Consider the following 20,944-nt stretch of genomic DNA (forward strand, 5'->3'; position numbering starts at 1 on the left):
GCCCGATGGCCGAGAATCTTGACGCTGTCGATTGGTCCATCCTGATCGAGTTGCAGGGCGACGGCCGGCTGCCGATCACCGAGCTCAGCCGCCGGGTCAAGCTGAGCGCGTCGGCCACCAGCGAACGGGTGAGGCGGCTGGAGGCGACCGGTGTGATCATCGGCTACCGCGCCGAGGTCGACCTAGCCAAGGCGGGCTTCGCCGTGCTCGCGGTGGTCCGGCTGAAGTACCCCGGCAGCCGGCACGAACCGCTGCACCAGCTGCTGGAGCGACGGTCGGAGATTCTGGAGTGCCTGCGCACCACGGGAGACGACTGTTACGTGCTGAAGGTGGCCGCGACGTCGATGGCGCACCTCGAACAGGTCGTCGACGATCTCGCCGGGTTCGGCAGCACCACCACCAACGTGGTCTACAGCGCCACCCTGCCCTATCGCGGCCCGCGCCTGTCGCCGCCCCGCTCGTGACCGGGGCACGAACGCCCCCCGCGGCTGAAGCGGAGCACTAGGCCGGGTCGTCGCGGCCCAGCTCCCAGCAGGCCACGGCGGTGGCGGCGGCGACGTTGAGCGAGTCGACGCCGCGGCGCATCGGGATCACCACGCGGACGTCGCTGGCGTCCATCGCCGCCCGGGTCAGGCCGGCGCCCTCGGCCCCCATGAGCAGCGCCGCGCGGGCCCGCCGCGCCGCGTCGAGCCGCTGGATCGGCACCGCGTCCGGCGCCGGGGTCATCGCCAGCACGGTGAAGCCGGCCGCGCGGACGTCGCCGAGCGCGTCCGGCCAGGGGTCCAGCTTCGCGTACGGGATCGCGAAGACCTCACCCATGCTGACCCGGACGCTGCGCCGGTAGAGCGGGTCGGCGCAGGTCGGCGAGAGCAGCACGGCGTCCACGCCGAGCGCGGCCACCGCCCGGAAGATGGCCCCCAGGTTCGTGTGGTTGTTCACGTCCTCGAGGATCACCACCCGGCGCGCGGCGGCCAGCACCTCGGCGGCGGCCGGCAGCGGCTTGCGCCGGAACGACGCCAGCACGCCCCGGTGCACGTGGAACCCCGTGGCCCGTTGCAGCACGTCCTGGGTGGCGGCGTAGACGGGGGCGTCGCCGGTGTCCAGGTCGGCGAGCTGGTCGACCCGCTTGGCGTCCACCAGGTACGACCGGGCCGGGTAGCCGGCGCGCAGCGCCCGGCGCAGCACCAGCTCGCCCTCGGCGATGAACAGGCCGTGCGGCGGTTCCCAGCGGGTACGCAGCTCGACGTCGGTCAGCGCGCGGTAGTCGGCGATCCGGTCGTCGTCGGGGTCGGTGATCGGGTGGATGGGCACCCGCCCGATTCTGCCGGACGCGCCGCAGCCGCCCCGGGCCGCCCGACGGCGGAGCACCTCGTGGCGTTTTGTCCGGGTAGGACGGGGAATGGCGGGCCGGAGCGGCGGACCGACGGAAGGACAGCCAGGTGAACGCACGTCCCATGGGCACGCCGGGGCCGGCCCGCATCGACCACCCGGACGGATGGCGCGTCGACCTGGGCCCCCTGCCCCGCGACGCCACCGTCGCGGACCACATCGTGCACCGGTTGGCCGGCTGGGGCGTCCGCCGCTACTTCGGCTATCCCGGCGACGGCATCAACGGCCTGACCTCGGCACTGCAACGCACCGGGGAGCGGGCGCAGTTCGTCCAGGTCCGGCACGAGGAGACCGCCGGCTTCGCGGCCTCGGCGCACGTCAAGTACGGCGGCGGGCCGCTCGGCTGCGCGCTGGTGACCAGCGGCCCCGGCGCGATCCACCTGCTCAACGGCCTGTACGACGCCAAGCTGGACCACCAGCCGGTGGTCGCCCTGGTCGGCCACACCGCACTCACCGCCGAGGGCGGCGGCTACTACCAGGAGGTGGACCTGCTCGCCCTCTACAAGGACGTCGCCGCCGCCTTCCTGGCCCAGCTCGACCACCCCAGCCAGGTCCGCCACCTGGTCGACCGGGCCTGCCGCACGGCGCTGGCCCGGCGTACGGTCACCGCGCTGGTGCTGCCGTCCGACATCCAGGACGCGCCGGCCGTGCCGGAGCCGCCGCACGCGCACGGCTTCTACCGCACCAGCGACGTGCCCGGCAGCGGCCCGACCGTGCCGCCGGAGGCGGACCTGCGCCGGGCCGCCGAGGTGCTGGGCGGCGGCGAGCGGGTCGCCATGCTGGTGGGGCAGGGCGCGCTCGGCGCGGTGGACGAGGTCCGCGCGGTCGCCGACCGGCTCGGCGCGGGGGTGGCGGCGGCGCTGCTCGGGTTCGCCGCGGTGGACCACCGGGAGCCGTGGGTGACCGGCGCGATCGGCCTGCTCGGCACCCGACCCAGCTGGCAGCTGATGAACGAGTGCGACCGGCTGCTGATCGTCGGCAGCAACATGCCGTACTCGGAGTTCTACCCGCCGCAGGGGCAGGCCCGGGCGGTGCAGATCGACCGGGACGGCACACAGTTGGGGCTGCGGTACCCGACCGAGGTGAACCTGACCGGGGACGCCGCCCCCACCCTGCGGGCCCTGCTGCGCGAGCTCGGCCCCGGCCCGGGACCGACCCGCTGGCGGGCGACGATCGGGAAGGCCACCACCGCCTGGCGCCGTACGCAGCGGGAACTGGCCGGGCAGGCCGCCGATCCGGTCAACCCGCAGCTGCTTTTCGCCACCCTCAGCGACCGGCTCCCCGACGACGTGATGATCTCGGTCGACTGCGGCACCACGACCGCCTGGTACGCCCGGCACCTCCAGGTGCGCCCCGGCATGCTGGCCAGCCTCTCCGGCACCCTGCTCTCGATGGGCGGCGCGATGCCGTACGCGCTGGCCGCCAAGTTCGCCCACCCGGACCGCCCGCTGGTGGCCCTGATCGGCGACGGCGCGATGCAGATGAACGGGGTCAACGAGCTGATCACGGTGGCCAAGTACTGGCGGAGCTGGTCGGACCCCCGCTTCGTGGTGCTCGTGCTCAACAACCGGGACCTGGCCTTCGTCAGCTGGGAGCAGCGCTCCAGCGAGGGGACGCCGATGTTCCCGGACAGCCAGCAGCTGCCCGACATCGGCTACCACCGCTGGGCGGAGGTGCTGGGCCTGCACGGCGAACTGGTCGACGCGCCGGAGCAGGTGCCGGGCGTCTGGGAGCGGGCGCTGAGCGCGGACCGGCCCGTGGTCGTCAACGCGCTGGTCGACCCGGCCGAGCTGATGCTGCCGCCGCACTTCACCGCCGAGCAGGCCCGCAACACCGCCGCCGCCGTGCTGCGCGGCGACACCGACTGGGCGGGCATCATCCGGCGGGGCCTGCCCACGGCGGTCGCCACCCTCCGGCCGGGGCGCGGCCGGGGCTGAGCCACGCCCGCCGGGGCTCAGTCCGCACGGCGGTAGCGCAGCAGCACCGACCTGCCGTCGAAGGTCCGCGACTCGACCAGGTGCAGGTTGATCCGCCCCGGGACCGAGAAGACCGGCTTGCCGCCGCCGAGCACCACCGGGTGGACGAAGATCTGGTACTCGTCGATCAGGCCGAGGTCGGTCAGCGCGCCGGCGGCGTCGGCCCCGCCGTTGAGCAGCAGATCGCCGCCCGGCTGCTCCTTGAGCGCGGTGACCTCCTTGCCGAGGTCTCCGCCGCCGACCACCCGAGCGCCGTGCTCGGCGGCGGTGAGGGTGCGCGAGACGACCACCTTCGGCGTACGCCGCCAGATGGGCGCGAACGCGAGGTCGTGCGGGTGATCGGAGATCGACTCGGCCTGCGGCCAGTAGGCGGCCATGAACTCCCAGACCCGGCGACCGTAGAGGAACGCGCCGGCCCGGTCGCACAGCGCCAGCGAGTAGGCGGACAGCTCCGGGCCCATCTCCGGCCAGTCGAACTCCCCGTTCGGCCCCTCGATGAACCCGTCGAGCGACTGGTGCACCCCGTAGATGATCTTCCGCATGCCGCTGCTCCTCCTGGCTTCGGTCGCCCTCGCGGGCGTTGTCGCCAAGTGGTCGGAGCGGCGTCGCCGGATCCGACAGCCCGGGACGACTTTTTTCCAGGTCTGTGCCACGGCTTGTCCAGCGCCGCTATCGTGCCGCTCATGCGCCGCGCGACGATCATCGCCCTGGTCGGCGTCGACGGAGCCGGGAAGACCACCCAGGCGAAGGCGCTGGCGGACCGGCTCACCTCGGCCGGTGTGCCGGCCAGCTACTTCGAGAACGCCGGCGGCCGGCCGCTCTGGAACCGGCTCGCGCAGGCGCTGGGCCACCGCGACGGGCCGCACCTGTTCGGCCGCACCGGCTACGTGACCATCGAGGCGACCGTGCGCTGGCTCGCCATGGCCCGGGCAGTGCTGGTCGCCCGACTGACCCGCCGGACGGCGGTCATGGACCGCTGGTCCTGGTGCCAGTACGTGGTGATGCGGGTCCGCGGCGACCGGGGCGGGCGGCTGGCCCGGCTGGCGTACGCGATCTTCCCGCGACCGGGTCTCGTCTGTTTCCTGGCGGTCTCGCCCGAACGGGCCCAACAACGGGTGCTGGCCCGGGGCATCGACACCGAGGAGCTGGCCCACCTGCGTGCCCTGGACGCCGGCTACCGGGGACTGCCGGAGTTCGGCACGTTCACCGTCATCGACGCGAACGGCGACCCGGCCGAGGTCGGCGCGGCCCTCGACCGGGTGGTCCGGGCCGCCCTCGCCCGCTGACCTCCGGTCCCCGACCGGCCGGCTGCCAGGCTGGTTGCCCGGCTCGCTCCCCCAGCGTCAACCGGGACCGTCGGCGGCACTACCGGCCCACAGCCCCGGTCGCGCCCTGTCGAGCTGCCCGCACAGACGGGGCAGTCCGCGGAGCAGCGGATCCGCGAGGGCACGGACGACCTCACCGCCGGCTGGAACGCCCTGGCCACCATGTCCATGCTGGCGGCCCCCGGCTCGCCCTGCCCGGGGCCGCCACGATCCGCCCGCCGGGTCCCTCCCCGGATCGTCCACCGGGCGGTCCCATGGATGGGGCAGCTCGACAGCGCGCTCAGGGTTATCTGGGCGGGCGACGGACGCCGACCGCACCGGAGTGCGGATCGACGGCCAGCGGCGGGGACGCCGGCGGCCAGCCGTGGATGGTCAGCCACGGGCCGCAGCCGTGGAAGGAACGCCCCCTCAACGCGGCCCGCCCAGCGTGCCGGCCGACGGCAGCCGTGGGAGGACGGTGGGCGGTCAGCCGCGGCGCTCCAGCCAGCGGCGCAGGTCGGACAGGCGCTGGTCGTCCGTGGGCGAGGGCCGCCGCTCCTCGGACGGGCGGCGCTGTTCGACCGGCGGACGCTCCACCGGGCGGCGCGGGTCGCCGACCAGCTCTCGGCTCGGCGCGGCGAAGGCCTTCTCCGGCTCGCCGGCGACGGCGGTGCCGATGACCCGGGCGACCGCGTCGATCACCCTCGCCTGCACCGCCGCGCCCACCGAGTCGGTCGGGTCGTCCGGGTTGGCGGCGATGCCGGCGACCGCCACCTGCGGGGTGAAGCCGACGAAGGTCTCGGTGGCGTTCTTCTCGGAGCTACCGGTCTTGCCGGCCACCGGCCGGCCGTCGAGGATCCGGTTCACCGAGGTGGCCGTGCCCCCGTTGCACTGCCCGGACGCGGACTGCTGGCCGACCGGGCAGCGGGCCGCGTCGGTGGCGGCCCGGGCCACGTCGGCGTCGAGCACCCGGCGGCAGGACGGGTCGCCGACCGGCACCCGCTGGCCGTCGGCGGCGGTCACCGAGACCACCGGCAGCGGCGCGCAGTACGTGCCCTCGGCGGCCACCGTGGCGTAGGCGTTGGCCAGGTCGAGCGGGGTGGTGGCGGTCACGCCCAGGGTGAACGAGCCCCAGTCGGCGGCGTCGTTATCGGCGAAGGTGGCGTCGGCGTCGGCCCGGAAGGTGATGCCGAGGCGCTTCGCCATCTCGACCACCTTCTCCTGCCCGACCTGTTCGGCCAGCCAGACGAAGTAGGTGTTCACCGAGCGGCCGAAGCCGTCCCACATCATCCGGTAGCCGTCCATCCACTCCGGGTTGGCGTTGGCCGGGCACCACCGGCCGTCGCAGCTGCCCTCGCCCTCGGCGGCGTACCGGGTGGGCAGCCGGCTGGGCGCGTCGAAGCCGGTGGCGAGCGGCTTGCCGGCCTCCAGCGCGGCGAGCATGGTGAAGAGCTTGAACGTCGAGCCGGCCTGGTAGCCGTCCACGCTGTCGCCGCCGGAGATCAGCGGGTTGACGGTGTTGGGGCGGTTGGCCTGCCCGTCCGGGTTGGCGTCGAGGCTGTAGTGCCGGTTGACCGCCATCGCCAGCACCCGGCCGGTGCCCGGTTCGACGGCGGCGATCGGCAGGGCGCGCTTGTTGTCGTAGGAGTAGACGCCGGTGGCCTGCTTCTGCGCGGTGGCCTGGATCTGCGGGTCGAGCGACGTCACCACCGTGTAGCCGCCGCGGCGCAGCGCCTGCTCGCGCTCCTCGACGCTGGCCCCGAACTCGGGCTGCGCGAGCCACCACTGCCGCAGGTAGTCGCAGAAGAAGCCCCAGTCGTCGTGCCCCTGGGCGACGGCGGTGCAGCCGTTGGGCTGGGCGGTGGGGCGCAGCGTCAGCTTCTCGGTCCTGGCCCGCGCGGCCTCCTCGGCGCCGATCGCGCCGGTGGAGACCATCGAGTCCAGCACGTAGCCGCGGCGTTCCAGGGCGGCGTCCGCGTCACCGTCGATCGGGCTGTACGCCTCCGGCGACTGCACCAGGCCGGCGAGCAGGGCCGCCTCGCCGAGGGTCAGCTCCGCCGGGGACTTGGCGAAGTAGCGCTGGCTGGCCGCCGCGATGCCGTACGCCCCGGAGCCGAAGTACGCGATGTTCAGGTACCGGTTGAGGATCTCGTCCTTGCCCAGGCGCTGCTCCAGCGCCGTGGCGTACCGGATCTCCTGGATCTTGCGCCCGACGGTCTGCTCGGTGGCCGCGGCGCGTTCCTCGGCGGTGCGGCCGGGGTCGGTCTTGAGCACGTTGCGGACGTACTGCATGGTCAGCGTGGAGCCGCCCTGCTGGCCGCCGCCGGAGACGTTCGACACCACGGCCCGCAGCAGCCCGCGCAGGTCGGCGCCGCCGTGGTCGTAGAAGCGCCGGTCCTCGGCCGCCACGATCGCCTGCCGCATCACCGGGGCGATCTCGTCGAGCGGCACGTCGGTGCGGTTCACGTCGTAGAACGTGGTGATCAGCGTCTTGCCGTCGTTGGCGTAGAGGTAGGAGCGTTGCGGCGTGACCGGCGTGCGCAGCGCCTCGGGTAGCGCGGCGTACGACCCGACTGCGGCCTTGGCGGCGAACCCGAGCAGCAGGTTTCCCGGTAGCGCGGCGACCGCCAGGACGAGGCCGGCGAGCACGCCGGCGAGCAGCACGGTGAACAGCCGCGACAGCGGGGGGCGGGGTGGGGCCATGGTCCCCAGGATTGCCACGTAACGGGCCAACCGACCACCCCCGCAGCCCGGTTGTCAGCAATTTCACCGCCCGTGACCAGCGACTTCCCATCCCACCCGCCCATCGGCCACCGCCCGCCCCGTGGGTACCGCCCGGTCCGGCGGCGCCTGCCCGGTCCGGCGGCGCGCGCCGGTTCCGGTGGCCGTCGGAGGCGGTGCGGCGGGTCAGGTGGGCAGCGGGCCGTTCGGGCCGGGAGCGGCCGGGGCGGCGGCGGTGGCGAGGCTCGCGCTGGCGGCGTCGCGGGCGATGTCCCGGGGCACCAGGCGGCCGGAGCGGTAGCCGATGCCGATGCCGGAGATCAGCACGAAGATCGCGCCGAAGGTCTGCAACGAGCCGATCAGCGCGCCGCCGACGCCCAGCAGCGGGGCGGCGATCATCAGCATGGCGCCGTCGCCGATGCTGAACGTGCCGGACCGGGCCACCGCCCAGCCGGTCAGCAGCCAGCCCAGGCTGTAGCAGGTGGCGCCGACCAGCACGAGCGTCCGGGCGGTGGTGCCGAAGACCGGGGTCTGCTCCGCCAGCCCCGCGAAGGGAAGCATGAGCACCGTGCCGGCGATGGAGACGAGCAGGCCGGCGACGGCCGCCCGGCGGCTGCGGGCCGCCGCCAGCAGCCCGGTCAGCGCCAGCAGCGCGAGCAGCCCGAGCCACACCGCCGCCACCCAGCCCACCAGGTAGAGGGGCCGGCCGTCGGCCGGGTACGGGTCGTTGCCCACCCCGCCGTCGCTGCCCATCGCCACGACGGCGTAGAGGATGGCGTACGCGGGGAGCAGCCACACCGCGCCCCGGGCGAGCCGGCGCAGCGACCAGGCCCAGGTGGCGTTCGTGGCCGGCCCGATCGGCGTCGGCTCGACGAAGGGCAGCACCCCGAACCCCCCGCCGGTACGCCGGCTGCCGAGCGGCCCGGCGGGATCGTGCGCACCGGGCACCGGGGCCGAGGACCGTACCCGCTTCGCCGGATCCTTCATGCGTCACCTCGCTCGTCCGACGAGCGGTGCGGGACGCGCCGGGGCGCCCCGATGCCTGCTCACCGCCCGTCCTAGGACCGATGGTGGCAGGCGACGGAGCGCCCCATGAGTGGTTCTCGCATTTCCGGGCCATCGCGCCCGGAGCCGGTCAGCCCCGTTCGCGCTGGTCGGCCGGGTCGTTCAGCAGGCTCGTCGGGGAGACCGGCTCCGGTGCCGGCAGCCCCTGCGGCCTGCCGCCGGTGGCCTGCGCCTCGGCGACGCGTACCTCGTCGTGGATCTGCTGCGCGGCGGCCGCCGCGGCCTGCGCGGCCTCGGCCGCCTCGCGCTCCACCTCGCTCGCGCTACCGGCCGCCTCCGGCGCCGGCTCGTCGCCGACCATCCGGCTCAGCCCGCCGAGCGCGCCGCCCATGCCCTCCAGCGCCTTGGTCAGCTCGGCCGGCACGATCCAGACCTTGTTCGCGGTGCCGTTGGCGATCTGCGGCAGGGCCTGGAGGTACTGGTAGGCGAGCACCTTCTGGCTCGGGTTCGCCTGGTGGATCGCGTCGAACACCGTCTTGATCGCCTTCGCCTGACCCTCGGCCTGGAGGATGCGGGCCTGCCGGTCACCGTCGGCGCGCAGCACCGCGGACTGCTTCTCACCCTCGGCCGTGAGGATCTGCGACTGCTTGTGTCCCTCGGCGTTCAGGATCGCGGCCCGGCGGTCCCGCTCGGCGCGCATCTGCTTCTCCATCGAGTCGCGGATGCTCGCCGGCGGCTCGATCGCCTTGAGCTCCACCCGGGTGACCTTGATGCCCCAGCGGCCGGTGGTCTCGTCCAGCACGCCCGACAGGTGCCGGTTGATCTGGTCGCGGCTGGTCAGCGCCCGCTCCAGGTCCAGCGACCCGATCACGTTACGCAGCGTGGTGACGGTGAGCTGCTCGATGGCCTGGAGGAAGTTCGAGATCTCGTAGGTGGCCCGGACCGAGTCGACGACCTTGAAGTAGAGGACCGTGTCGATCGAGACGACCAGGTTGTCGGAGGTGATCACCGGCTGCGGCGGGAAGCTGACCACCTGCTCGCGCATGTCGACCTTGGTACGCACCGCGTCGACGAACGGGACCAGGATGTTCAGCCCCGGGTTGAGCGTGCGCTTGTACTTGCCGAGCCGCTCGACCACGTCCTGACGCTGCTGCGGCACGATCCGCACCGCCTTGGCCAGGGTGATCACCCCGATCAGCGCGATGGCGATCAGTAGGACCGGGATCACAAGTTCCATGTACTCACCTTTTCGCTTCGGGTAGCTCGCCGGAAGGGGAAACGTCGTCCCGCCAGACCAGGGCGGTAGCGCCCCGCACCTGGATCACCTGCACCCGGTCGCCAGGGGCGAAGTGCTGGCTCGCGTCGTAGGAGCGGGCCTGCCAGAGCTCGCCGTCGATCTTCACCATGCCCTGCCCGGCGTCGACCTGCTCAAGCACCAGCGCCGTGCTGCCCTCGATCGCCTCCACGCCGAAGGGCTGCTCGCCGCTCTCGAGCGCGGAGCGGCGGTGCCTGCGCAGCGTCGGGCGTACGCCCAGCACCGTCAGCGCCGACACGCCGGCGAAGACGATCGCCTGCACCTCGACCGGGGCGCCGAGCGCCGCCGCTCCCGCGGCGGCCAGGGCCCCGACCGCGAACATGATCAGAAACAGCGTCGTCGTGAAGATCTCAGCGACCGCCAGAACGACACCCAGCACGATCCACAGCACGGCGTCCACCACCCGATCGTGACACGTCAAAGCACGTGGAGCCCACTCCCGAAGATCAGTAAGCTCGGCGGCACGCCGGCGGCCCACCCCGGCGGCACCGGAATCCCCCGAGGAGAGCCCGTGTCCCTGTTGCCCGAGACCACCCGCCAGGTCGATGCCCTCGTCGCCGGGGCGCAGTCCGCCGGCCGTACGCCGTCGCTGCTGATCGGCGTGGTGCGGGACGGCGCGCTGACCCACCTCGCCACCGCCGGCGAGCACCCGCGACCCGACGCCGACCTCCAGTACCGTCTCGGGTCGATCAGCAAGACCATGACCGCCACCCTGGTCATGCAGGAGCGCGACGCCGGCCGGCTGGCCCTGGACGACCCGCTGGAGAAGCACCTGCCCGGCACCGGTGTGGGCACGCTCACGCTGCGGCAGCTGCTCGGCCACGCCAGCGGCCTGCGCCGCGAGCCGGACGGGCAGTGGTGGGAGCGCGCCGAGGTCGGTGACCTGACCACCCTGCTGGCCGGGGTGAGCGCCGAGAAGATCGCCTATCCCCCGCACCGCTCGTACCACTACTCCAACCTGGCGTACGGGCTGCTCGGCGGCGTGCTGGAACGGATCACCGGCACCCCCTGGGCCGAGCTGCTGCGCCAGCGAGTGCTGGAGCCGCTCGGCATGCGCCGCACCACGTACGCGGCCACCGAGCCGTTCGCCCGCGGCTACGTGGTGCACCCCTGGCACGACACGCTGCGGGAGGAGCCGCGTACCGACACCGGGGCGATGGCCCCGGCCGGGCAGCTCTGGTCCACCGCCGAGGACCTGGCCCGGTGGGCGGCCTTCCTGGCCGACCCGGCGCCGGAGGTGCTGGCGGCGGAGACGCTGACCGAGATGTGCGTCCCCGTGTCGATCAGCGACGTCGACTCGTGGACCGGCGGGCACGGCCTCGGGCTGGAGCTCTACCGGCAGGGCGAGCGGGTGTACGTCGGGCACGGCGGCTCGATGCCCGGCTACGTGGCCGCCCTGGCGGTGCACCGCCCGTCGCGCACCGGCGTGATCGGCTTCGCCAACTCGTACGGCTTCCGCACCGGCGGGATCGGCGGGCTCGCGCTACGGATCCTCACCACCGTCCTGGACGCCGAGCCGGCGTTCCCGCAGCCCTGGCGGCCGGCCGCCGCTCCCCCGCCCGCCGAGGTCGACGAGGTGACCGGTCGGTGGTGGTGGATGGGGGCGTCGCTCGACGTCGTCTGGGACGCGGCCGCGGGTGAGCTGGTCGCGTACGTGCGCGGCGAGCGGGTGAGCGTGTTCGTCCCGGCGGGGCCGGACCGCTGGCGGGGCCGCTCCGGCCCGGAGAACGGCGAGATCCTGTCGGTGCTGCGCGACGGGTCGGGGCGGGCGGTGGCGCTCGACATCGCCACCTTCGTCTTCACCCGCACCCCCGACCAGGAGCCCTGACGGCGCCCGCAGCCGCCGGCGGAGGATCCACACGCGAGACGCTGTCGGGCTGATGTCGCAGAAGATTCACGGCCGTCTGGCGTCGTAGCTGCCACAAGCACCGCCTGATGTCACAGACGACTCAGCTCGACAGCGTCGTACGACCCCTTCGCCCACGAACCAGGCCGCCACCGACGGGCCGGACCGCGCTCGCGCTCAGGCCGGTTCGGTGACGAAGTCGATCAGCCGTTCCATCGCGTTGATCAGCGGGGTCTCCACGTCGGCGAAGCTGTCGACCCGGGACAGGATGTGCCGCCACATGTCCGCCGGCTCGGCGACCCCGAGCGCGGCGCAGACGCCCTCCTTCCACGGCCGCCCCGGCGGCACCACGGGCCACGCCGGGATGCCCAGCGCCGCCGGCTTCACCGCCTGCCACACGTCGACGTACGGGTGCCCGGTGACCAGCACGTGCGGGGAGGTCACCCTCGCGACGATCCGGCTCTCCTTGGAGCCGGCGACCAGGTGGTCGACGAGCACGCCGAGGCGCCGGCCGGGGCCCGGGGCGAAGTCGCGCACCTCGGCGTCGAGCGCGTCGATGCCGTCCAGCGGCTCCACCACCACGCCCTCGATGCGCAGGTCGTCGCCCCAGATCCGCTCGACCAGGGCGGCGTCGTGGATGCCCTCCACCCAGATCCGGCTGGCCTTGGCGACCTGGGCGCGTACGCCGTCGACGGCGATCGAGCCGGAGGCGGTGCGGCGGCGGGCGGCCGGCACCGGGGCGCGGGTCGGCCGGCGCAGCGTCACGGGCCGCCCGTCGAGCAGGAACGCCGCCGGCAGCAGCGGGAAGTTGCGCCGGCGTCCGTGCCGGTCCTCGAGCACCACCGCGCCGGCCTCGAAGCCGACCACCGCCCCGCAGAAGCCGGAGTCGGCGTCCTCGACCACGAGGTCCGGCTCGGCGTCCACCTCGGGCGTGACCTTCCGCCGCCGCCAGTCCCCCGCCAGCACATCGTCCGCGTACCGCCCCATGCCGATCAAGCTAACCTCCCACCCCGCCGCCCGCACCCGACACGCCGCCCACCCCGCCCCTCCCCGCCCCCACGCCCCACCCCACTGCGTCGATCATGCAGTTGTGGTGCCCCGCAAAAGGGGCAGAGATCGACGATCCGCCCGCCGCAACTGCATGATCGACGAGGTGGGCAATGCATGATCGACGGGGCTGCGGACAGTCGGAGCGGCAGTCGAGACAGGGGCGGCGGTGACCACGTACCCTTTCGGCATGTCCACCCCCGCAGCGGGCGCGGCCACTCTCACACCGCGCCGGTCGAGCCGGTTCGTTGCCTGGGTACGCGCGTGGCGTGCCGGGCTGGTGCCCTTCGACGAGGTCGCCGACGCCATCGCCGGCGACGAGGAGCACCTGGTCGCCGACGCGCCCGGCACCTGGACCGACGTCCCCCTGCCCCAGGCGCTGCCCACCCTCGCGAAGCTCTCGCCCGACGAGATCCGGCTCGTGCTGCCCGCTCCCGGTGATCCGCGCGGGCTGCCCGGGCCGGGCGACTTCGCCGGCGCGGCGCTGGTCGCCGGTGAGGCGGTCGTCGCCGGGGGTCTCGGGCTGATCCCGCACGTGCGCACGCACACGTCCGGTTCCGGCGACACCTTCGAGACGGTGCTCTGGCGGGTCTACCCGCTGCCGGCCGACGCTCCGGCCGCCTCCCTCGCCCTGCCCGGCGCGGCCGAGGCCGAGGCGGAGCTGGCGGTGGCCCTGGCCGACACGACCGCCGCGCTGACCCGGTTGGACGTCGCCCAGTGGCGACCCGAGCTGGCCGGGGCGCTGGAGGCGCTGCGCCGGCCGGACGGCGCCACCGACCTGCCGCCCGGGTTCGACCCGCGCGCCCGGCGGCTCTTCGCCCGGGCCGCCGTGCTCGACCGGGTGCTCGCGCTAGCCGGGCACGCCGCGCCGGGCGGCGCGATCAACAACTACGAGGCCCAGCAGCGCGACGCCGCGCTGCGCCCGCTGACCACCGCCTGCCGGCAGGCACTGGTGGCCGCCTGCAACGCCCCGCTGCGGCCCTGAACGCCGGTCAGACCTCGTCGACCAGGTCGGCGACGGAGTTGACGATCCGCGACGGACGGTACGGGTAGCGCTCCGCCTCGGCGCGGCTGCTGATGCCGGTCAGCACCAGGATCGTCTCCAGCCCGGCCTCCAGCCCGCAGAGGACGTCGGTGTCCATCCGGTCGCCGATCATCGCGGTCGTCTCGGAGTGCGCGTTGATCGTGTTCAGCGCCGAGCGCATCATCATCGGGTTGGGCTTGCCGACGAAGTACGGCTCGATCCCCGTCGCCTTGGAGATCATCGCGGCGACGGAGCCGGCGGCCGGCAGCGCGCCCTCCACCGACGGGCCGGTCACGTCGGGGTTGGTGCAGATGAACCGGGCCCCGTCGTTGATCAGCCGGACCGCCTTGGTGATCGCCTCGAAGCTGTAGGTGCGGGTCTCGCCCAGGACCACGTAGTCCGGGGCGAAGTCGGTCAGCACGTAGCCGACCGCGTGCAGCGCCGTGGTGAGCCCGGCCTCCCCGATCACGTACGCGGTGCCGCCCGGGCGCTGGTCGGCCAGGAACTGGGCGGTGGCCAGCGCGGAGGACCAGATCGCCTGCTCCGGCACGTCGAGGCCCATCCGGCTCAGCCGGGCAGTGAGGTCGCGGGGCGTGTAGATCGAGTTGTTGGTGAGCACCAGGAACGGCTTGCCGGAGGCGCGCAGCCGGGAGACGAACTCCGGCGCCCCGGGCACGGGCTGGCCCTCGTGCACCAGCACGCCGTCCATGTCGGTCAGCCAGCTCTCCACCGGCTTGCGGTCCTGCATCGTCACTCGTTCCAGGGGTGTCGGGCCGCCGGCGGGGCCGGCGCGGCGGTCAGGAAACCGGGTTCCCGGCTTCCGGGGCGGCTAGGCGGCGGGCCGGGACGCAGCACACCGTGGGGCAGGTGTCCCACATCGGCAGCTCGCCGAGGCGGCGGCGCAGGGCGACCCCGTCGGGCTCGGTCCGCTCCCGGACCAGCTCGCGGACCATCGCCACGAACCGGGGGTCGGTGCCGGGGGTGGCGGCCCGGACGAAGTCCAGCCCGAGCTGCCCGGCCGTCTGGCGCGCCTCGGTGTCCAGGTCCCACACCACCTCCAGGTGGTCGGAGACGAACCCGATCGGGCTGACCACCACGGCGGTGGTGCCGGCCTCGGCCAGCGTACGCAGGTGGTCGTTGACGTCCGGCTCCAGCCACGGCACCTGCGGCGGGCCGGAGCGGCTCTGCCAGACCAGGTCCCAGGGCAGGTCCGGGGCGGCCGCGGCGTGCACCAGCCGGGCGACCTCGGCGAGCTGCGCCTCGTACCGGCCGCCGTGCGGGCCGGCGTTGGCGGCCATCGAGTTCGGCACCGAGTGCGCGGTGAACACCAGCCGGGTGCCGTCCCGCTTCGCCGGGTCGAGCCGGCCGAGCGCCGCCCGCACCGCGTCGGCGTGCGGCTCGACGAAGCCGGGGTGGTCCCAGAACTGGCGGAGCTTGTCGATCAGCGGGGCGTCGGGGCCGACCGCCGCGCGGGCGGCGGCGATGTCCTCCTGGTACTGCCGGCAGGAGGAGTAGCCGCCGAGGGCGCTGGTCACGAACGCCAGGGCGTGGGTGACGCCGTCGTCGCGCATCTGCGCCACGGTGTCGGCGAGCATCGGGTCCCAGTTCCGGTTGCCCCAGTAGACGGGCAGGTCGACGCCGTTGGCGGCGAAGTCGTCCCGGACCGCCGCGAGCAGTTCCCGGCACTGCTGGTTGATCGGCGAGACGCCACCGAAGTGCTGGTAGTGCTCGGCGACCTCCGCCAGCCGCTCCGGCGGCACGCCCCGCCCCCGGGTCACGTTCTGCAGGAAGGGCATCACGTCCTCGGGCCGTTCCGGTCCGCCGAAGGACACCAGGACCACCGCGTCGTACGCCATGACCCCATTCTCCCCGGTGGCCGTGCCCCGCCGGGCGGGCCCCCCTGATGCCGCCCGTCCGGCGATGGTGCGCGGCGGGCGGTCGGAGGGGCCCCTACCCCTCAGGCGCCGATGGCGTGGTAGCCGCCGTCGACGTGCACGATCTCGCCGGTGGTGGCCGGGAACCAGTCGGACAGCAGCGCCAGGCAGGCCCGGGCGGCCGGCTCCTGGTCGGTGAGGCTCCAACCCAGCGGCGCGCGATCGGCCCAGGCCTGTTCGAACTGATCGAAGCCGGGGATCGACTTGGCGGCGATGGTGCGCAGCGGCCCGGCGGCGACCAGGTTGCTGCGGATGCCCTGCTTGCCCAGATGCAGCGCCAGGTAGCGGGAGGCGGACTCCAGCCCGGCCTTGGCCACGCCCATCCAGTCGTAGACGGGCCACGCCTTCGTGGCGTCGAAGGTCAGGCCGACCACCGCGCCGCCGGCGGACATCAGCGGCAGCGCCGCCATGGCCAGGGACTTGTAGGAGTACGTGGAGACGTGCAGCGCGGTCGCCACGTCCTCCCAGGGGGCGTCGAGGAAGCCGCCGCCGAGGCAGCTCTGCGGGGCGAAGCCGATCGAGTGCACCACCCCGTCCAGGCCGTCGACGTGCTCGCGCACGCGGTCGCCGAGCCCGGCGAGGTGGTCGGCGTCGGTCACGTCCAGCTCGATCACCGGGGCGGGCTCGGGCAGTCGCCTCGCGATCCGCTCCACCAGGGAGAGCCGGCCGTAGCCGGTGAGCACGACCTGCGCCCCGTTCTCCTGGGCGAGCTTCGCCACCGAGAAGGCGATCGAGGCGTCGGTGATGACGCCGGTGACCAGCAGCCGCTTACCGGCGAGCAGTCCGGACATGCAGGGATTCCTCCGTAGTTCTCAGTGACCGCTTGTCAGTGGCCGGTGCCGCTTGTCAGTGGCCCATGCCGAGGCCGCCGTCGACCGGGATGACGGCGCCGGAGACGTAGCCGGCGGCGTCGCCGGCCAGCCAGGTGACCACGCCCGCGATCTCGTCCGGCTGGGCGAACCGGTTGGCGGGGATGGCCTTGCGGTACTCGGTCCTGCGGTCCTCGGGCAGGCCGGCGGTCATGTCGGTCTCCACGTAGCCGGGCGCGACCACGTTCGCCGTGATGTTGCGGCTGCCCAGCTCGCGGGTGATCGAGCGGGCCACGCCCACCAGGCCGGCCTTGCTCGCCGCGTAGTTGACCTGGCCGGGACCGCCGTAGAGGCCGACCACCGAGGAGATGAAGATCATCCGGCCCCACTTCGCGCGCAGCATCTTGCCCGAGGCGCGCTTGGCGCACCGGAACGCGCCCGTCAGGTTGGTGTCCAGCACGCGGGTGAACTGCTCCTCCGACATCCGCAGCAGCAGCGTGTCGTCGGTGATCCCGGCGTTGGCGACGAGCACCTCCACCGGCCCCAGCTCGGCCTCGACCGCGGTGAACGCCGCGTCGACCGACGCGGAGTCGGTCACGTCGCAGCGGACCCCGAACAGCCCCTCGGGTGCGTCGCCGCTGCGGTGGGTCACCGCCACCCGGTCGCCCTGCTTGGCGAAGGCCTGCGCGATGGCCAGGCCGATCCCCCGGTTGCCGCCGGTCACCAGGACGGTACGGGCCACGGTTCCCCCTGTAGTTCAGTGATCTCCCGGTCGGTCGGAGCCTAGGCGTTACCGGCAGGTAAGCGCTAACGGCGGGCACGTCCGGGCCGGCGCGGCGTCGCCCGGCACCGGCCCGCGCCCCGCCCCGCCGGCGGCGCGGCGGGCCCCTCGGACGAGGCCCGTCCGGCCGCTCGGCCGAGTGCGGCGACGGCGACCGGCGGGTGTACGATGATCCGCGTTTGCGGGCCGTGTGGTCCGCTTCCGGGCCCCGCCGACCGCAGGAGGTGATCGCTGTGCGAGATAGCGATCCTCCCAGTCGTGGCCGGGCCGAACGTCAGCCCCGCTGAGCCACGACTCAGTAGGTGAGCTGACCCAGCTCCGCTCCCCGCCTCCGCCCGGTCACCGGCCCCGCGCCGGACGACCGCGCCGCGCCGCCCGTCGCCCGGGCGGTCGCCGGGAGCCGCCCGGTCACGACTTCGTGTGCGCGTCCTGATCCACCCCCTGCGGTCCGCCCCCGCACGCGCGGACCGTCCAGTCGCCACCCGGAGCCGTCCATGAGCCGCTACGTCGCCCCGCTGGGCTTCACCCTCGCCGCCGTCTGGGTGGCCGTCGTCTTCGTCCTGGCCGGCGGCGGCGCGCACTGACCGCCACCGGCCCCGCCTCGCGGGTCAGAGCATCCGCGAGGACCACAGCAGGTTGAGCGCGCCGGCGCAGAGCGCCAGCAGCAGGGCCACCCCCGCGTACCACTGGGTGACCTCGCGGGGTTCCGTGCGGAACCCGATCGAGCTGCCCATGTCCTGGTAGACCTGCTTCAGCTCGGTCACCGACGCCGCCTCGTAGAAGTAGCCCTCGGTGGCCTCGGCCAGGTCGGCCAGGGCCAGCCGGTCCACCGGCACCCGTTGCAACTGACCGCCGATGTCCACCTGCCCCGAGTCGGTGCCGAAGGCGATGGTGGAGACCGGCACGTTCGCCGCCTGCGCGGCCGCGGCCGCCTCCTCCACCGACCGGCCCGAGGTGCGGTACCCGTCGGAGAGCAGCACGATACGGGCCGGCGGGATCCCCGCCGCGCCGTCCGCCGGCACCGACCGGATCGCCTCCAGGCAGGTGAAGACCGCCTCCCCCGTCGCCGTGGCCTCCGCCAGCACCAGCCCGTCGATCGCGCTGGTCACCGCGTCGCGGTCCTTGCCCGGCGGCACCAGCACGTTCGCCGACTTGGCAAACGAGACCAGCCCCAGGTTGTAGCTCTCCGGCAGCTCGCCGACGAACTGCTTGGCCGCCTCCTGCGCCGCCTCCAGCCGGTTCGGCGCCACGTCGTCGGCCTGCATGGACAGCGACACGTCGATGGCGAGCATCACGGTGGCCCGCTCCAGCGGCTCCCGGGTGTCGACCGACGGCCGGGCCAGCGCGGTCGCCAGCACCAGCAGGCAGAGCAGGAACGCCGTGGCGGGCACGTGCCGCCGCCAGCCCAGCCCCTTCGGCGCCAGGGTGCGCAGCAGGTCCACGTTGGTGAACCGCATCGCGTACGCCCGGCGGTGCAGCTGCCGCCAGACGTAGAGCGCGGCGAGGGCGAGCACCGGCAGCACGGCCAGCAGCCACCACGGTTGCAGAAAGCGGATCATCGTGTCGTCCCCCTGGTGCGCGCGTGCCGCTGCGCGGCCACGAAACGCACCATGTCGAGCAGCCAGTCTCGGTCCGTACGCAGTCGCAGGTGGGCCGCACCCGCGCCGCGCAGCGCCGCGGAGATCTCCGCCCGCTGGGCGGCCGCCGCCTCGGCGTAGCGGTGGCGCAGCCGCGGGTCGGCGGTCTGCACCTCGTGCAGCTCGCCGGTCTCCGGGTCGACCACCGGCAGCACCCCGACGTCGGGCAGCTCCAGCTCCCGGGGATCGACCACCTCGATCGCCACCACGTCGTGCCGGACGCGCAGCTTACGCAGCGGCCGGGACCACCGGTCCGGCGGGGCGAGGAAGTCGGAGATGACCACCGCCACGCCGCGCCGCCGGGGCGGCCGGTTGAGCATGTCGACAAGCGTGCCCAGGTCGCTGCGCCCGGGACGGATCTCGGTGCCGGCGATCGCCCGCAGCAGCGCGTGGGCCTCCTTGCGCCCGGAGCGCGCGGGCAGCCGGGTGTAGACGTCCGGCCCGGCGACCGACGCCGCGGCGCGCCACCGGCGGGCCGGCGCGCTCACGCCGCCGCCGCTGCCGATCACCGCGCCGATCCGGTTGCCGCCCCGGACGGTCAGGTGGGCCAGCGCCGCCGCGGCGGCCACCACGACGTCGCGCTTGAGCCACCGGCCGGTGCCGAAGTCCAGGCTCGCCGAGAGGTCCACCGCCAGCCACGTCTCCAGCTCCCGGTCGGCCACCGTACGCCGCACGTGCGGCATCGTCGTGCGGGCGGTGACCGGCCAGTCCATCCGGCGTACGTCGTCGCCGGGGCGGTACTCCCGGGACTCGCCCGCCTCGCTGCCCGGCCCGGGCAGCAGGCCGGCGTAGTCGCCCTGGAGCAGGCCGTCGAGTTTGCGGGTGACCATCAGTTGCAGCCGCGACAGGACGGCTTCGGTGCGGTCCGAGGGGACGTCGGCAGGCCGACGGGCGGGTGAGGTCACGGGCGCTGCCCGGGCCAACCGGCGCCCGGCGGCGCGGTGGTCGGCGTGGGGCTGGCCTGCTGCCGGGGCGCGACCGAGGGCAACGGGATGGTGGACATCACCCGGTGCACCACGTGGTCGGCGGGCACGTCGTCGGCGAGCGCGTCGTAGCTGAGCACGAGCCGGTGGCGCAGGATGTCCGGCGCGATGTCCTGCACGTCCTGCGGCAGGGCGTAGTCCCGGCCGCGCAGCAGCGCCAGCGCGCGGGTGGCCCGGACCAGGCCGAGCGAGGCGCGCGGGCTGGCCCCGTACTGGATGAGCTGGGCGACGTCCGGCATCCCGTGCTCCGCCGGGGCGCGGGTGGCCAGCACCAGCCGGACCGCGTAGTCGACCAGGGCGTTGTGCACGAAGACCTGGTCCGCCTTGCGTTGCAGGGCGATCAGGTCGGGCGTGGTGAAGACCGGCGCCGGCTGCGGCGGGGCGACCCCCATCCGGTAGACGATCTCCCGCTCCTCGGCGTCGGTCGGGTAGCCGACGACGATCTTCATGAGGAAGCGGTCCCGCTGGGCCTCGGGCAGCGGGTAGACCCCCTCCTGCTCGATCGGGTTCTGCGTCGCCATCACCAGGAACGGGTCGGGCACCCGGTGGGTCTCGCCGCCGATGGAGACCTGCCGCTCGCTCATCACCTCCAGCAGCGCCGACTGCACCTTGGCCGGCGCCCGGTTGATCTCGTCGGCGAGCAGGAAGTTGACGAACACCGGGCCCAGCTCGACGTCGAACTTCTCGCTCGACTGCCGGTAGATGCGGGTGCCCATGATGTCGGCGGGCACCAGGTCGGGGGTGAACTGCACCCGGGCGAAGGAGCCGCCGACCACCCTCGCGAGGGTCTCCACCGCGAGGGTCTTCGCCACCCCCGGCACGCCCTCCAGCAGGCAGTGGCCCCGCGCGAGCAGCGCGACGAACATCCGCTCCACCATCCGGTCCTGCCCGACGATGACCCGTTTGATCTCGAACAGCGCCCGCTCGAGCAGGGTCGCGTCCTCGGCCGGCGTGGTCACCGGCTCGGGTGTCTCCGGGCCCGCCCCGTTCGGCGTCGGGGCGTCGGGCGTGGTCGGCTGGGCCACCGGTCCTCCACAGCATGATCGGTTGTCGCGCGGCGTGGTGCGTATCAAGACTCGCATGCCCGGCTGAGTGCCGAGGTGGGGAGAAGCCGATTCTCGCCGCCCCGTCCCCGATGCCGTGTCCCGGGCCCGCCACGCCGTCGGGCGGTAC

At 74.1% G+C, this 20,944-nt stretch carries 18 protein-coding genes and 1 pseudogene; 5 read left to right on the top strand and 14 right to left on the bottom strand.

Translation table 11 applies throughout. The annotated features are described in order from the left end of the window. Positions 1-5 precede the first annotated feature (5 nt). A complete protein-coding gene (locus ACLQ22_RS10575; protein WP_425692107.1) occupies positions 6-464 on the top strand; it encodes an Lrp/AsnC family transcriptional regulator in 459 nt (152 codons plus the stop codon). A gap of 37 nt (positions 465-501) precedes the next feature. Here the strand turns inward: ACLQ22_RS10575 and ACLQ22_RS10580 are convergent. Further along, a pseudogene (locus ACLQ22_RS10580) lies at positions 502-1,456 on the bottom strand (TrmH family RNA methyltransferase). On the opposite strand from ACLQ22_RS10580, the gene ACLQ22_RS10585 reads away from it, so the two are divergent. Beyond that, positions 1,455-3,326 carry a thiamine pyrophosphate-requiring protein gene (locus tag ACLQ22_RS10585; RefSeq protein WP_425692156.1) on the top strand — a complete coding sequence of 624 codons (1,872 nt, stop codon included), beginning with the start codon at positions 1,455-1,457 and terminating at the stop codon, positions 3,324-3,326. The pseudogene ACLQ22_RS10580 and the gene ACLQ22_RS10585 overlap by 2 nt on opposite strands. A 17-nt stretch (positions 3,327-3,343) precedes the next feature. Here the strand turns inward: ACLQ22_RS10585 and ACLQ22_RS10590 are convergent, their stop codons facing one another. Further along, the gene (locus ACLQ22_RS10590) at positions 3,344-3,907 is read right to left on the bottom strand and encodes a dihydrofolate reductase family protein (RefSeq protein ID WP_425692108.1); all 564 of its coding nucleotides are present in this window, start codon (positions 3,905-3,907) and stop codon (positions 3,344-3,346) included. Between the two features lie 141 nt (positions 3,908-4,048). On the opposite strand from ACLQ22_RS10590, the gene ACLQ22_RS10595 reads away from it, so the two are divergent. Further along, on the top strand, positions 4,049-4,651 hold the full coding sequence (locus ACLQ22_RS10595) for a dTMP kinase (RefSeq protein WP_425692109.1): 603 nt from the start codon (positions 4,049-4,051) through the stop codon (positions 4,649-4,651). A gap of 504 nt (positions 4,652-5,155) precedes the next feature. Here ACLQ22_RS10595 and ACLQ22_RS10600 read toward each other — a convergent pair. The 4 genes from ACLQ22_RS10600 to ACLQ22_RS10615 form a co-directional block, all read right to left on the bottom strand. Next, the gene (locus ACLQ22_RS10600; RefSeq protein ID WP_425692110.1) at positions 5,156-7,372 is read right to left on the bottom strand and encodes a transglycosylase domain-containing protein; all 2,217 of its coding nucleotides are present in this window, start codon (positions 7,370-7,372) and stop codon (positions 5,156-5,158) included. Positions 7,373-7,576: 204 nt separating this feature from the next. Next, complete coding sequence (locus ACLQ22_RS10605) at positions 7,577-8,377, bottom strand: hypothetical protein (protein WP_425692111.1); 801 nt, start codon at positions 8,375-8,377, stop codon at positions 7,577-7,579. Between the two features lie 148 nt (positions 8,378-8,525). Continuing rightward, positions 8,526-9,632, bottom strand: coding sequence for an SPFH domain-containing protein (locus ACLQ22_RS10610; protein ID WP_425692112.1), 1,107 nt, complete (start codon positions 9,630-9,632; stop codon positions 8,526-8,528). A 4-nt stretch (positions 9,633-9,636) separates the two neighbouring features. Beyond that, positions 9,637-10,110 (bottom strand): NfeD family protein, encoded by a 474-nt coding sequence (locus ACLQ22_RS10615; protein ID WP_088999430.1) that lies wholly within the window; start codon positions 10,108-10,110, stop codon positions 9,637-9,639. 111 nt (positions 10,111-10,221) lie between these two features. Here ACLQ22_RS10615 and ACLQ22_RS10620 point away from each other — a divergent pair, with 111 nt between their 5' ends. Then, the gene (locus tag ACLQ22_RS10620) at positions 10,222-11,538 is read left to right on the top strand and encodes a serine hydrolase domain-containing protein (RefSeq protein WP_425692113.1); all 1,317 of its coding nucleotides are present in this window, start codon (positions 10,222-10,224) and stop codon (positions 11,536-11,538) included. A gap of 195 nt (positions 11,539-11,733) precedes the next feature. On the opposite strand, the gene ACLQ22_RS10625 is transcribed toward ACLQ22_RS10620, so the two are convergent. Continuing rightward, entirely contained in the window at positions 11,734-12,543 is an 810-nt protein-coding gene (locus tag ACLQ22_RS10625) for a DUF3097 domain-containing protein (protein WP_425692114.1), read from the bottom strand. A gap of 250 nt (positions 12,544-12,793) precedes the next feature. On the opposite strand from ACLQ22_RS10625, the gene ACLQ22_RS10630 reads away from it, so the two are divergent. Beyond that, positions 12,794-13,588, top strand: coding sequence for a hypothetical protein (locus tag ACLQ22_RS10630; RefSeq protein ID WP_132238744.1), 795 nt, complete (start codon positions 12,794-12,796; stop codon positions 13,586-13,588). 7 nt (positions 13,589-13,595) lie between these two features. Here ACLQ22_RS10630 and ACLQ22_RS10635 read toward each other — a convergent pair whose 3' ends face one another. From ACLQ22_RS10635 to ACLQ22_RS10665, 7 genes are all read right to left on the bottom strand, one after another. Beyond that, positions 13,596-14,375, bottom strand: coding sequence for an HAD-IIA family hydrolase (locus ACLQ22_RS10635; RefSeq protein ID WP_425692115.1), 780 nt, complete (start codon positions 14,373-14,375; stop codon positions 13,596-13,598). Between the two features lie 49 nt (positions 14,376-14,424). Continuing rightward, positions 14,425-15,483, bottom strand: a complete 1,059-nt coding sequence (locus tag ACLQ22_RS10640; RefSeq protein ID WP_425692116.1) for a ferrochelatase — start codon at positions 15,481-15,483, stop codon at positions 14,425-14,427. A gap of 101 nt (positions 15,484-15,584) precedes the next feature. Further along, positions 15,585-16,352, bottom strand: a complete 768-nt coding sequence (fabI, locus tag ACLQ22_RS10645) for an enoyl-ACP reductase FabI (protein WP_121400750.1) — start codon at positions 16,350-16,352, stop codon at positions 15,585-15,587. A gap of 55 nt (positions 16,353-16,407) precedes the next feature. After that, positions 16,408-17,112, bottom strand: coding sequence for a 3-oxoacyl-ACP reductase FabG (gene fabG / locus ACLQ22_RS10650; RefSeq protein WP_425692117.1), 705 nt, complete (start codon positions 17,110-17,112; stop codon positions 16,408-16,410). A gap of 647 nt (positions 17,113-17,759) precedes the next feature. Then, positions 17,760-18,710, bottom strand: coding sequence for a VWA domain-containing protein (locus ACLQ22_RS10655; RefSeq protein ID WP_121400748.1), 951 nt, complete (start codon positions 18,708-18,710; stop codon positions 17,760-17,762). Beyond that, the gene (locus tag ACLQ22_RS10660) at positions 18,707-19,711 is read right to left on the bottom strand and encodes a DUF58 domain-containing protein (protein WP_425692118.1); all 1,005 of its coding nucleotides are present in this window, start codon (positions 19,709-19,711) and stop codon (positions 18,707-18,709) included. Before ACLQ22_RS10660 ends, ACLQ22_RS10655 begins: the two co-directional genes overlap by 4 nt. Then, positions 19,690-20,796: an AAA family ATPase gene (locus tag ACLQ22_RS10665; protein WP_425692119.1), complete on the bottom strand. Its 1,107-nt coding sequence runs from the start codon at positions 20,794-20,796 to the stop codon at positions 19,690-19,692. The genes ACLQ22_RS10660 and ACLQ22_RS10665 overlap by 22 nt, the downstream gene beginning before the upstream one ends. Between the last annotated feature and the right edge of the window lie 148 nt (positions 20,797-20,944).

Source organism: Micromonospora sp. DT178, assembly GCF_049841695.1.
GTDB lineage: Bacteria > Actinomycetota > Actinomycetes > Mycobacteriales > Micromonosporaceae > Micromonospora.